This is a genomic window from Streptococcus sp. 29896, assembly GCF_032594915.1.
GTDB lineage: Bacteria > Bacillota > Bacilli > Lactobacillales > Streptococcaceae > Streptococcus > Streptococcus suivaginalis.
The window spans coordinates 1,359,725-1,371,883 of record NZ_CP118733.1 but is presented as its reverse complement, the minus strand read 5'-3'; the positions used below and the strand labels follow the sequence as shown (position 1 = coordinate 1,371,883).

Below are 12,159 nucleotides of genomic sequence, written 5' to 3'. Positions count from 1 at the left end.
TTACGTAATGGGGAGAAATAGAATGAGAGAAATATGGATTGACCCGATCTTTCGATCAGAAGAGTACAAGCAACATCCTCTTTTGACCAAAAGTGATTTAGAGGATGCCTTGACCCAGGCTTTGGACCAAGTGCGATTGAATTGTGAGCGGTTTGATGGTGGTTTTCCATCCTCTTATACTAATGACTATCTCTATAGTCCCCATCAAGAATTAAAATGGACCAATGGCTTTTGGCCAGGTTTGATTTGGTTGGCTTATGATGTGACTAAGGATGACTATTTCAAAGTCAAGGGGCAGGAGTATAGCAAGCTGATGCGGGAGTATTTGGACCAGCACCCAGTAGCTCCATCCCATCATATTGGCTTGCTTTACCAGCTTTCTTGTGTGGCGGATTACCGTTCAACAGGGAGTCTTGAGGCTCGTGAAACAGCCTTGTTGGCTGCTCAAGCCTTAGCAGACCGCTATCAAGAAAAGGGGCAATTTATTCAAGCACTTGGTGAAGTAGGGGATGCTGCAGAGTACCGTCTGATGATTGAAGGCTTGATGAACCTTCAACTCCTCTTTTTTGCTTACAAAGAAACTGGTGAGCAGCTTTATCTTAAAATAGCACGCCAGCATTTTCACACATCAGTGAAGACCGTGATTCGTAGTGATTCATCGACCTTCCGTTCCTTCTACTTTGATCCTGCAACGGGGCACCCCTTACATGGTGTGACTAGAAGAGGATTCAGCGATGATTCTTCTTGGGCACGAGGCCAGGCTTGGGTGATTTATGGAACCAGCTTGACTTATGGAGGCCTCAAGGACCCCTTGTGCATCGACCTCTTCAAGGGTGTGACCGACTATTTCTTAAATGAATTACCAGAAGATCATGTTTCGTACTGGGACCTCTTATTTGGAGATGGAGACGATCAGGCCAAGGATTCGTCAGCAACAGTAATCGCCATTTGTGGTATGCATGAGATGTTGAAATACCTTCCAGAAGTTGATGAAGACAAGGAGACCTATCGCTATGCCATGCACGATATGTTGCGTTCCATCCTGACCAACTATCGTAACAGCCAACTGGTAGCGGGTGAACCACTCTTGTTACAGGGAGTCTATTCTTGGCAAGAATCCAAAGGTGTGAATCAAGGAACCATCTTTGGAGACTATTTCTACCTGGAAGCCCTGGTTCGATTTACAAAAGATTGGCAATCTTTCTGGAAATAAACTGAAGGACACGCTCTTTGGCGTGTTTTTTTCTTGTTATCAGGTAAGAAACTATTCATCAAAAACTTATGTCGTTCCTTACATAAATAAGTAATTGTAGAGTCAAACGCTATCCTGTGATATAATATCCCTTATGAAGGAGGGGAAGAGCGGGTGACCAGGAAGTTAACCATCAAAGATATAGCACAACTAGCTCAAACATCAAAAACAACAGTTTCTTTCTATCTGAATGGAAAGTTTGAGAAAATGTCGTCTGAGACCAGAGAGCGGATTGAAGCCGTTATCAAGGAGACCAACTACCGACCGAGTGCATTGGCAAGGAGCTTGAACTCGAAAAAAACGGGCTTAATCGGTGTCTTAGTTGGTGAGATTGAACATCCCATCACCAGTCAAGTGATTGCGGGTATTGAGCAAGAAGCACGGAAACAGGGCTACCAAGTCTTGCTGGGAAAAAGCCAGTTTCAAGTAGAAGAGGAAGAAAAAATCTTAGATTCCATGTTGTTACAAGGGGTAGAAGGTTTTATCATCCAGCCTAGTGCAACCCTTCGGAAATACAGTAATCTTTTGCAACAAACAGGTGGCTTGGTCTTTTTTGACAGTCAAATCTTTGAACATCGTTCGAGTTGGGTCAAGTCCGATCTTTACCACGCCGTTTATGAAGCTGTTAGTCAAATGATTGACAAAGGCTACGAAGAATTTATCTTGATTTCTGCAGAGACAGGCCGACTTTCGACCAGACTGGAAAAAGTTGCTGGCTTTGTTGATGCTGTGACAGATAAAAACAAAACATTTTCAGAATATATCCTAGCTGACCAGGTCTTTTCAGATGATGAAGTGGAAGCTTTTTTGCAAGAGCATTTGGACCAGGATAAGGAAACCCTGATTGTTGTTATTAATATTTGGGCGCTGCCACATGTTTATCACCTGATGAAGAAGATGGAAATTGCTTTTCCAAAGACAGGATTGATTGGATTTGAAAATAGTGAATGGACGGATTTTTCTACACCAGCCATTTCAACCATTGTTCATGATGGGATAAAAGTGGGGGAAAGTGCAGCAGAGACCCTTATTAGTCAATTGAGAGATCAAAACCAAGAACCGATTCATCGTGTCATTGAATGCACGACTCAGTGGAAGGAATCGACCAAGTAGAGAGCCAACTGGCTCTTTTTTTGTTGCAACTTTTCCTATGGTTTAGGAGGTGAAAAAATATGCACTGTTTATGGATAAATAAAACTTTGATTTGGAGAGCATAATTCTTTGAAAATGCACATAAAATATGATATTATAATCAAACCAAAAATTAATATATCGTTATAGGTTTTATTTATATTGTCCATCAATTTAGAGAATAGACTTAGGGATGGGAGATCAATATGGCTGATAAAGAGTTAAAAAAATTGAAGCGCTTGGAATTGCTCGAAATCTTATTAGCGCAAAGTAAAGAAATTGATCGATTGACAGAGCGAGTTGCAGAATTGGAGAAAGCGTTGGCGGATAGACAGATTGTTTACTCATCTGCTGGAACGCTAGCAGAAGCAGCGCTTGGTGTGACCGCTATTTTCGAGGAAGCCCAAAAAGCTGCAAATCTCTATCTTGAAAATATAGAACGAAAGAGTGTTGAGATACATGAAGAAAGCCAGTAAGAAAGAACCAATCGTCTTACCCTCTTCCAAGGAGATTGCTCAGGCCTATCGAGAAGAAAAGTACAAGAGAAATTTTTTATCGACGATAAAGAGTACAATCTTCATGTTGATCGTCGTGGCAGCCGTCGCGGTTTTGGTCGCAGTCTTGTATCTGCCGATTTTGCGCATTTATGGGCAATCCATGAAGGGCAGTCTAGATAATGGAGATATTGTTGTTTCGGTCAAGGGAAGCAGTTTTCGACAAGGAGATATAGTCGCCTTTTACTACAACAACAATATCTTGGTGAAGCGTGTCATCGCCTATTCAGGACAATGGGTGGATATGGACGAAGAAGGAAATGTTTATGTAAATGACCAGCTCTTAGATGAACCATACATAAAGGATAAGGATTTTGGAGAGACCAATATCGACTTGCCCTATCAAGTTCCAGATGGCCGTTTGTTCGTGATGGGAGATAACCGAAAATCGTCCATTGATTCGCGTAACACGACTATTGGAACGATTGCTGAAGAACAAATCGTAGGGAAGCTGGTATTTAAGGTATGGCCTATGTCTGACTTTGGTTTATTAGAATAGCAGAGCAGACCACTTGTTTTCATGACAGTCAAACTAACCGTGATTGGTTAGGTGATTTGGAACCGAGATGAAGGCATCTTGGAATAAAAGATAAAAGGGGGAATCTTTATAGAAGATAGCACTACATCAACATATCTTAGATAGAAAGGAGGGAAAAAATGGACTTATTAAGAAAACTATTCTCTGCAATAAAAGGTACCAAGTATCGTCGAATTCTTGTATTCCTTGCCACTGTGGTTGTTTTCGTAACAACCTATGCCCTGGTTTTGCCAGCAATAACGCTTGAGCAACAACAGGCGCAGGAACAGGATGGGATACACCTTGAAAAACAGGAAGAGAATTCAGAACAGTCCACCTTATCAGAAATTGAAGGACAAGATCCGCTAATAGGTCAGCAAGCTAATGAGCAAGCTGTAAAGCACGATTCTAATACAGAAGCAACAGCAGTTGAGACCCCTGCAGCTACTGAAACCAGTCCAGCAGAATCAACCGTATCGACAGAAGCAAGAACCAAAATGGTCCCTGAAGAAGCCAGTCCGCCTGAGGAAGAAATCAAATATCTCGATGCAGGCAGCTTGGTCTTTGAAGATAAGAATTGGACCCTTCATGCTGACTTTGAGCAAGAGGCTCTTCTTCCAGTCGGAACAGAGATTCAGGTCAAAGAATTGAATCAAGATTCTCAGGAGTATGCCTTTTTCCTAGACAAGACTAAAGAGGCTTTAGAGGACAAGGATGCTGTGGCAGAAGCTCGATTCTATGACATCAGTTTGGAGTATAATGGGCAAAAAATACAGCCTCAAAAGCCGATGGATATTCGGATTGACTATAAATCCACCTTCCATTTGCCAGCCAATCAAGGGCTGATGGCTGTCCACTTTGAAGAAGAACATCAAGAACAGCCAGAGTTTTTACCGGTTGAAGAGGAAAAAGAAGCAGATGAGGTTTCAAGCATTCGTTTTGAAGCCAAGGGCTTTTCAACTTATGGTCTCTTGTCGTCGGACAACCGAACAGTTAATCGTGTGACCATTGATGACAAAGACTACCATACCGTCAAGTTCATCTACCAAGACCTTGAAGGCAAAGAGCAAGAAATTTCAAACCTGATTGAAAAGACAGACAATGCTAAGTTGGGAGAATTACCACAGGCACCTTTCAAAGAAGGTTTCCGTTTCGATGGTTGGGTGAATAGAGAAACAGGAGAATTTGTAACTGCTGAAACGCCGGTAATAGGTGATATGATCTTGGATGGAGTATTCAGTCCGATTTCCATTTATACTGTACGGGTGCAATATTACTACGTCAGTCAAACATCTCAGGAAGAAGTTGTCTTTGACACGGAGATTTTTCAATTAGAAGAGCGGGATTTACCGCATCTGATTACTCCGCCTGAATCTACTAAATTGCTTGAAAAGGATTCACTGGCTTCAGATACGATTTACTATGCAGAACGCAGTCAGTTAAGTATCAATCGTGGAGATTTGCAACGATTGGATGGATTAGATGGTACGGAAGATCATCAAGTTATGATGCGCCTAGCCTACAAGCCTGCCAACACCGAGTTTACATTCGTCTATAAGGTAAGAGACTTGCAAGGAAGTGGGTATACCACTTTCCACCAAGTCAAGGGGCACGGTATGGTTGGAAGTCCCGTCGAACCCCAAATTCTCGCATTTCCATATATGGAGTTTGAACGTGCAGACAGTCTGACTTTGGATAATACAGGAAGTCAGGAATTAGTTCATTATTATAGACGATTAGATGCACGCTTGTATTACGATAGTCAAGGTGGTTCCTATATCGAACCGCTCGTCGCTCCATATGGAACGACGGTCTCCATAACAAGTATCCAGCCGATTAAACCAGGTTTTGAGTTTAGAGGATGGTATGACAATCCAAATTTCACAGGAACAGCCAAGTCTGGGACCGTGGTCTTGGACAAAGATACTCAACTCTATGCAAAATGGGAACGCAAGAAAGTTGATTTCAAAATTGTCTACATGCGGGAGATGTATAATAACGCCTCACAGCAGATTGTGACAGTCTATCATCAGACCAAGACTGCCCAAGCCTTTGTAGGTGAGACAATTACGGCTTCCAGTCAGCCAGGTTTGACAGATATGCCTTTCTACTATGAGTTGGATACAGAGCGAAATCAAGGATCTACTACGGTCATTACCGAAGACGGCACAGCTTCACTAGTCGTCTATTATCGATTGAAGCGCTATGATATTGTCTTTGACGTAGAAGATCCACGATTTGATGCTTATATCAAAGGACTGCCTCGGATTTCGATAAACGGTCAAACCTATAGAGGTAGCGAGTATCGTTTGAGGGGAGTTGTTGTTGGCCAAGATCTTTCAAGTATATGGCCTTCATCAGTTGATAATCCTAGAGAAGTTTATTTATCTGGAAATCCGAGACCGCACCGTGATGGAACAGGATGGTATTTTATTGGATGGGATGATTTACGAAAGAATAGACCTGTATACTCTACAAAACGGTTTGAACTGACACCGGAAGTAGTGGAAAGTGCTGATAATAAAAATACTGTTCAATTAAGAGCTCAGTTTAGTTTTAAAGGTACCAAGCATAAAGTGGAGTACTGGCTTCAGGATGCAAATAATCCGAATTTGTATCAAGTTGCTACTCGATTTAGCCAAGAATTATATTCCATGGGTAATGTGACTCAAAAAGAAATTTTCGGATTTACAAAGTTAACATCACCCCCAAGTGGTGGCTACAAGGGCACCACTGAGAGCAATGGTAGTAAGACTTTTCGGTTCTACTATAAACGAAATAGCTTTACTCTGGATTATGTGTATGGAAGTTCAATTATCAAATCAATTCCAAATCTTCCATTCGGTCGAGATATCAGTTCACCATCCTATAGTGAAGAGCCAACTAGACCAGCTGGAGTAGATAGTGATTTTATCTGGCGTGGTTGGTATGAAGATGAAACTTTTAATGTACCAGTACAGTGGACTGTAATGTACGGTCAAAACAAAGTTGTATATGCAAATTGGGAAAAACCTGATTACACGGTCAGCTTTGATACCAATGGTGGCCAGGGACAATTTGACAGTATGACTGTTCCAAAGTACAACAAAGTCTACAACCCTGGTGCGCCTAGTTTGGATAATCATCGCTTTATGGGATGGTACACTGAGCGTACTGGAGGAACTTTGTATGATTGGAATCGACCGGTTACAGGCAATATTACCCTTTACGCTCGTTGGAATCCAATTGCAACTACCTATCGTGTTCGTTATCTCGAGCACAATACGTCGCGACAATTGTCTCCTGATTTGTTGGTAGAAGATCCGAGTCTTCAAAATGGGCAAAATGTTACGGTTCGTGCGAAAGGTATACCGGGATACTTGCCAGACCAACTCCGGCAAACGGTATCTCTACACTATGGAGAAAATCTCATTACTTTCTATTACACGCCGAATACACAAAACATCACCTACACGATACGTTATGTTTTGGCAAGTAATGAGGCGATTGAAGTGGCTCCAACACGCGTCATAGATGTTGAAGCTGGATTTATCTTTGCTAAAGAAAGACCGGTAGAAGTCGATAAGCAACACATGCGCACTCAAGTAGGAGTGACAGAAAGCATGTTGGCGACAGATTATTTTGCCTTGGATGATGTCCAGCAGATTTATTTCACATCTGATAGTCGAAAAAATATCCTGACCTTCAGATATAGTGATTATGATACTGCGCATATTCGAGTCAACTATCTGGATATGGATGGCAATCCAATTCCAGGAATTAATCCACTTTATGTAACGAGAAAGCGTCCATCTGCTTACATTGTTCAACGACCGGGAATTGAAGGCTATAGCTACCATCACTCGATCGATCATCAGCAGGTAGAAAATAAAATTTACTACCAAATCAACCAGAGCCAAGAGATTACCATCAATCTCTACTATCAGAAGAATCTCTTGATTCGGGCTGCAGATAAGCAAAAAGTCTATGATGGAACTGCCTTGGTTAGCAGCGGATTGTCTGATTTAGCACTGGTCGATGGACTCAAGCCAACGGATCGTCTGACGTCTATTGCTTATGATGGTAGTCAAACAAATGCAGGTTCGAGCCAAACGATTCCAAAAGAAGCACGGATTAGCCGAAGTTCAGGTCGGACAAGTGGTGCTGCAAATCTGAGTCAGGATTTCTACAAGATTACCTATGAAGCAGGTAGTCTCTTAGTCACCAAGCAACCTGTTACGGTTACAGTTACAGGACAAAAGCAGGAGAAAACCTATGATGGTTTGACAACAAGAGTGGGCTACGAGTGGACGATTTCTGATGATTCTGGTTTGTACCAAGAGTCAGATATTGAGCTTGTAGCAGATCAGAGCCGTTACTTTGTTGAGAGAAAAGATGCGGGAACCTATACACTCGATCTGTACCATCTCTTCAGAAACAGCAATCCAAACTTTGATGTCCGATTTGTGATTGAAAATGGTAGTCTGACTATTCGGCCGCGGCAACTCATTTTCACTTCAGATTCAGCTGAACAAGGCTACGACGGCTTGGAATTACGAGAAGAATCTGTTGCTATTTCAGTTCCAACGGGTGTTGATTACACCGGATTGGTCGATGGAGAAACGGTTGAATTCAATGTACTTGGATCACAAATAAATCCAGGGAAAGGTGAAAATACATTTACCTATTCATTTGGTCCAAATACCCTAGAATCCAACTATCAAGTGACAGTTCAAAACGGTCAATTGACGGTTTACCCAACACTAAATCTCCAGAAAACCAGTCATCACTGGACACCGCTTGCAGGTGGAAAATTTGAGTTGACCAAGTGGGACGGTAGCCAGTGGGTAGCAGTACCAGAAATTGACACCATCTTGATAGATAGTTCTGAAGGAGCAAACCTAGTTGGCTTAAAAGCAGGTACTTATCGATTGAAAGAACTGGCGGCACCTGATGGTTTCATCGTCTTGACAGAGGATATCTACTTTACTGTTGCAGAAGAAAATCAATCCTTTGTCTTGACCCTGACGGATCAGACTGGTCAAGCAGGACGACCAGAAATGGCTCGATTTAATCACAACCAACCAAGTTCCTCAACAGGAGAATTAATCTCCTATAGCCATCGCCTGCAGGTAGCCAACCAACCAGGTACTGCCTTGCCAGAAACCGGTGGTCTTGGACGACACCTGGTGATGGGAATTGGTCTTGTCCTTATGTTTGGGGCAGGAGTTAGTTATTATTGGAAAAAACGCTATTATTAACCTATTACAATTTTAAGAAAGGATCATCATGAAAAAGATTAAACGATTTTTCACGGCCCTCTTGGCAGGGCTACTCGTTCTAGTGCATGGAACAACGGCACTAGCACAGACAGAAGTGAATAGTGGCTCTGGGCCAGCATCCATTACTATCAGTAACACTGCTCAAGGTCAAACCTATACCTTGTATAAACTATTCGATGCGACTCGATCAGATGCTGGTATTTCTTACAAGTTAATGGCAGACAAACCAGCATTAACTGATAACAAATGGTTTGAAACAGATTCAGCTGGAAACGTTTTAGTGAAAACAGCTGACACGGTTGATATTACAACCACTGAATTTGCAGAGTGGGCAACAAGTTACGGCAAACAAGTAGGCGAAGCAACAGCGACCGCAGATACTTTAACGTTTAAAGGTTTGGAGTATGGTTACTACTTTGTAAAATCATCTCTTGGAGCAGTGATTACAGTTGACAGTACAAACCCAAATGCGACTGTTATCGATAAAAACGATCTGAAACCAAAAGTTCCAGATCCAAATACACCTGACTTGCCAGATACACCTGATCCAGATAAGGGTCCTGGTGGTAAAAAAGTTAAGATTGCTTCTGGAGAGTATGTGGATGTTTCAACAGCACAAATCGGAGATGTGCTTGACTTCCGTATCAAGATTGTTGCAACTAACCACATGACTGAAAACAAGCAAACGCAACAAATTATTCGCTATGTTATTGAAGATAATCCTGTAGGATTGGCTATCAAACAAGACAGTGTTGTTGTCCGAGTGGACGGCAAAGTTATTGATACAGCCAATATTTCATTTGACCCAAGTGGAAAAATGGTTGTAGGTGTGCGTTGGGTTGGCGAAAACTATCAATCGATTTATAAATCCCCTACAAACCTTACAGTATCTTATAAGGCAGTTGTCACAACAGAGGCTAAAGAAGGTCAGGCAACAAACAATGCCAATATCAAGTACTATGGTAAGGGAGATCCATCAAACCCAGATAATCCAGATGACCCTAAAAATCCACCAATTGAAACAATTCCAGGTGGCGGTACTAACATCAATACTTATAAAGCAACCATTAAAAAGGTAAATCCAGAAAAACAAGTTATCGAAGGAGCAGAATTCCGTCTTTATGACCAAGAAACTGGTGGAACTGAAGTTAAGGTAGTTGCGGATGGAGCTGGTGCCTATCGTGTTGCAGTTGAAGGCGAAGATGGCGTTGTTATCCAAGGTGGTACAGCAGTTATCAAAGGTTTGAAAGGTGACAAGACTTATTGGTTAGAAGAAATCAAAGCACCTTCTGGTTACAATATCTTGACTGCACGCAAACAAGTTCTATTGAATAATCAAAATGGTGAAATCGAAGTTGTCAACCAAGCTGGTGCAGAATTGCCATCAACTGGTGCTTTCGGTACGCGCGTATTCTACACAGTAGGTTCTATTTTAATCGTTGGCGCTGCGATTGTTTTAATTTCAAAACGCAGAATGAAAAACTTAGACTAATCATATCAGATAACCATTAGGAAAGGAGGAGAGCGGATGAACTGGTTTGAAGGGCGGAAATTCACAGCTATGATGACAGCACTCTTTTTACTGGGCCTCGGTCTCCTTCTCTATCCTAGTTTTAGTGATTATTGGAATTCGTTTCATCAATCTCAAGCGATTTTAGATTATGTAGAGACAGTTTCCAATCTAGACGCCACCTTGTATAAGGAAGCTTTAGAAGATGCAGAAGTTTACAATCAACAATTGATTGAAAATGGCATCGATTGGAACATGTCGCCTGCTAAAAGAGAAGTTTACCATCAGGTTCTTAACTTAGAGAAAAACGGGATAATGGGTTATATCAGTATCCCAAAAATCGATGTGAAATTATCAATCTTTCATGGGACCAATGAGGATGTTCTGCAAACGTCTATCGGTCACTTGGAGCAAACATCCTTACCGATTGGAGGAATAGGTAGTCACAGCGTTCTTTCCGGGCACAGGGGTCTTCCTTCTGCAAAATTATTCTCTGATTTGGACAAACTCAAGGAAGGTGATACCTTTACCATCCATGTCTTTGATCAGACCATCACCTATGAGGTGGATCAAATTCGGGTGGTGGAGCCGACCAATTTGTCTGATATTCAGCTGGTTGAGGGAATGGATTACTGTACACTTGTGACCTGTACGCCTTACGGAGTCAACAGTCACCGCCTGCTTGTCAGAGGTCATCGGATTGAGAATGCGGATGGGACTGCAGCTCTAGTTGCAGATGCGATGCAATTACCGCCCCTCTTTATTGCACCATTTTTATCCCTTCCCTTGCTAGTAATCCTCTTACTCTATGTACTGGTGGTAACAAGCGATCGTTACAACAAGAAAAAACGAATCTATCTGGAGCTCAAACAATTCCGGCTTCAAGATTGGGGCTTATCTGAAAAATAGTCTATGATTTTCAAAAAAGGTTGGACTTTGGTCCAGCCTTATTTTTTTATGTGGAAAAAATTTTTTTAAAAAAAATACTTGTCAAACATTTTATTGTATGATATATTTAATACAGTTATACATTGATACAAAAAAGGAGAGCCTTATGAATACAGAGAATGTCTTATTGCGGATTGAGGGAATGAGTAAAAATTATGGTCAGCAGGCGGCGGTGGATCAGGTATCTTTCGCCATCCAGCGTGGAGAGATTTGTGGCTTGGTTGGACAAAATGGTGCGGGAAAAACAACTCTTATCCGAATCTTGTCAGGGCTGATTTTTCCAACGACGGGTCAGCTGGTCTTTCCAAAACCAGTTAAGATGGGAGCTATTATTGAGTCGCCTACGCTTTACCCCAATCTGTCTGCCTGGGACAATCTCATGTACGCAGCTCTGCAATTGTCCTTAGAAAATCCAACGGAGCGTATCAAGCAAGTGCTGAACTTAGTTGGTTTGGGGGATGTAGATCGGAAGAAGAAGGTCAAGAATTTTTCTCTTGGGATGCGGCAGCGAATGTCGATTGCCTTAGCGATTATTGACTTTCCAGAGTTTTTGATTTTGGATGAGCCGATCAATGGTTTGGATCCGTCTGGGATCAAGGAGGTGCGTGACATCATCCTGCGTTTGCGGGATGAGTACGGGATGACGGTCTTGATTTCTAGTCATATCTTGTCGGAGTTGGAGTTGTTGGCAGATCGCTTTGTCATCATGCACAAGGGCAAGGTTATTCGTGATCTGACCAGGGCTGATTTGGCAGCGGTTGTGGCTAGAAAGCTCTATCTGGATACGGTAGATAATGCAGGTGTAAAGGCTTATTTGGAAGAAAAAGGTGTTGAAGTCGGTTTGGAAGAATCAGGTTTGGTTCTGAACGCGGAACTGCATGTTCAGTCGGTTATTAATCTGGTTGGTCAATCAGGGATTGAGATTCTGGAGATTTACCGTCAGGGCCAGCATTTGGAAGAATATTATTTGAGTTTGTTGAACTAGG

The 12,159-nt window shown here is 42.0% G+C and carries 8 protein-coding genes; all 8 read left to right on the top strand.

From position 1 onward, the window contains the following. Positions 1–22 precede the first annotated feature (22 nt). The 8 genes from PXH68_RS06315 (at position 23) to PXH68_RS06280 (ending at position 12,158) form a co-directional block, all read left to right on the top strand. Complete coding sequence (locus PXH68_RS06315) at positions 23–1,213, top strand: glycoside hydrolase family 88 protein (protein WP_248028746.1); 1,191 nt, start codon at positions 23–25, stop codon at positions 1,211–1,213. 153 nt (positions 1,214–1,366) lie between these two features. Continuing rightward, positions 1,367–2,365 carry a LacI family DNA-binding transcriptional regulator gene (locus PXH68_RS06310; protein ID WP_248028745.1) on the top strand — a complete coding sequence of 333 codons (999 nt, stop codon included), beginning with the start codon at positions 1,367–1,369 and terminating at the stop codon, positions 2,363–2,365. Positions 2,366–2,589: 224 nt separating this feature from the next. Beyond that, entirely contained in the window at positions 2,590–2,859 is a 270-nt protein-coding gene (locus PXH68_RS06305; protein ID WP_202848334.1) for a DNA repair protein, read from the top strand. After that, on the top strand, positions 2,843–3,436 hold the full coding sequence (gene lepB / locus PXH68_RS06300) for a signal peptidase I (RefSeq protein WP_248028744.1): 594 nt from the start codon (positions 2,843–2,845) through the stop codon (positions 3,434–3,436). Before PXH68_RS06305 ends, lepB begins: the two co-directional genes overlap by 17 nt. A gap of 158 nt (positions 3,437–3,594) precedes the next feature. Then, entirely contained in the window at positions 3,595–8,694 is a 5,100-nt protein-coding gene (locus PXH68_RS06295; RefSeq protein ID WP_248028743.1) for an InlB B-repeat-containing protein, read from the top strand. A 28-nt stretch (positions 8,695–8,722) separates the two neighbouring features. Next, positions 8,723–10,207, top strand: coding sequence for a SpaA isopeptide-forming pilin-related protein (locus tag PXH68_RS06290; RefSeq protein WP_202848331.1), 1,485 nt, complete (start codon positions 8,723–8,725; stop codon positions 10,205–10,207). A gap of 36 nt (positions 10,208–10,243) precedes the next feature. Beyond that, entirely contained in the window at positions 10,244–11,134 is an 891-nt protein-coding gene (locus tag PXH68_RS06285; RefSeq protein ID WP_248028742.1) for a class C sortase, read from the top strand. A gap of 145 nt (positions 11,135–11,279) precedes the next feature. Continuing rightward, on the top strand, positions 11,280–12,158 hold the full coding sequence (locus PXH68_RS06280; RefSeq protein ID WP_248028741.1) for an ATP-binding cassette domain-containing protein: 879 nt from the start codon (positions 11,280–11,282) through the stop codon (positions 12,156–12,158). Position 12,159: the final 1 nt, after the last annotated feature.

What these genes read in the sequence shown, in the direction of transcription:
- PXH68_RS06285 (WP_248028742.1), top strand. Translation starts at nt 10,244, where the DNA reads ATGAACTGGTTTGAAGGGCGGAAATTCACAGCTATGATGACAGCACTC.
- PXH68_RS06280 (WP_248028741.1), top strand. Translation starts at nt 11,280, where the DNA reads ATGAATACAGAGAATGTCTTATTGCGGATTGAGGGAATGAGTAAAAAT.
- PXH68_RS06290 (WP_202848331.1), top strand. Translation starts at nt 8,723, where the DNA reads ATGAAAAAGATTAAACGATTTTTCACGGCCCTCTTGGCAGGGCTACTC.
- PXH68_RS06315 (WP_248028746.1), top strand. Translation starts at nt 23, where the DNA reads ATGAGAGAAATATGGATTGACCCGATCTTTCGATCAGAAGAGTACAAG.
- lepB (WP_248028744.1), top strand. Translation starts at nt 2,843, where the DNA reads ATGAAGAAAGCCAGTAAGAAAGAACCAATCGTCTTACCCTCTTCCAAG.
- PXH68_RS06305 (WP_202848334.1), top strand. Translation starts at nt 2,590, where the DNA reads ATGGCTGATAAAGAGTTAAAAAAATTGAAGCGCTTGGAATTGCTCGAA.
- PXH68_RS06295 (WP_248028743.1), top strand. Translation starts at nt 3,595, where the DNA reads ATGGACTTATTAAGAAAACTATTCTCTGCAATAAAAGGTACCAAGTAT.